Here is a 603-nt window from a genome sequence, read left to right as displayed (position 1 = left end):
GAGCTGTCCTTAGTACGAGAGGACCGGGATGGACTTACCGCTGGTGTACCAGTTGTTCTGCCAAGGGCATTGCTGGGTAGCTATGTAGGGAAGGGATAAACGCTGAAAGCATCTAAGTGTGAAGCCCACCTCAAGATGAGATTTCCCATTTCTTTAAGAAAGTAAGACCCCTGAGAGATGATCAGGTAGATAGGTTGGAAGTGGAAGGCTAGTGATAGTTGGAGCGGACCAATACTAATCGGTCGAGGACTTAACCAAAGAATGGATAAGTAAAAGCAACTTGGTTATTTTGATTCAAACTTCAATCCAGTTTTGAGTGAATGAAGATTCAACTCAATAAGAAACAACACCCAGTGTGGTGGCGATAGCGAGAAGGATACACCTGTTCCCATGCCGAACACAGAAGTTAAGCTTCTTAGCGCCGATTGTAGTGAAGGGTTTCCCTTTGTGAGAGTAGGACGTCGCCACGCGAATTGTTGTTTTTGGAGGTTTAGCTCAGCTGGGAGAGCACCTGCCTTACAAGCAGGGGGTCAGCGGTTCGATCCCGTTAACCTCCATTTTTTGAGCCGTTAGCTCAGTTGGTAGAGCATCTGACTTTTAATC

At 46.4% G+C, this 603-nt stretch carries 1 tRNA gene and 2 rRNA genes; all 3 read left to right on the top strand.

Annotated features, from left to right (window positions below):
- Positions 1–258: ribosomal RNA gene (locus HMPREF2953_RS07835) — 23S ribosomal RNA — on the top strand; the annotation flags it as partial.
- 96 nt (positions 259–354) lie between these two features.
- Positions 355–470 (top strand): 5S ribosomal RNA (gene rrf, locus HMPREF2953_RS07830).
- 14 nt (positions 471–484) lie between these two features.
- Positions 485–557, top strand: a tRNA-Val gene (locus HMPREF2953_RS07825).
- Positions 558–603: the final 46 nt, after the last annotated feature.

This window comes from Staphylococcus sp. HMSC072E01 (genome assembly GCF_001814125.1).
GTDB classification, from domain to species: domain Bacteria; phylum Bacillota; class Bacilli; order Staphylococcales; family Staphylococcaceae; genus Staphylococcus; species Staphylococcus hominis.
Note: the sequence above shows the minus strand (reverse complement) of the source record. Positions and strands in the feature narration are given on the sequence as shown.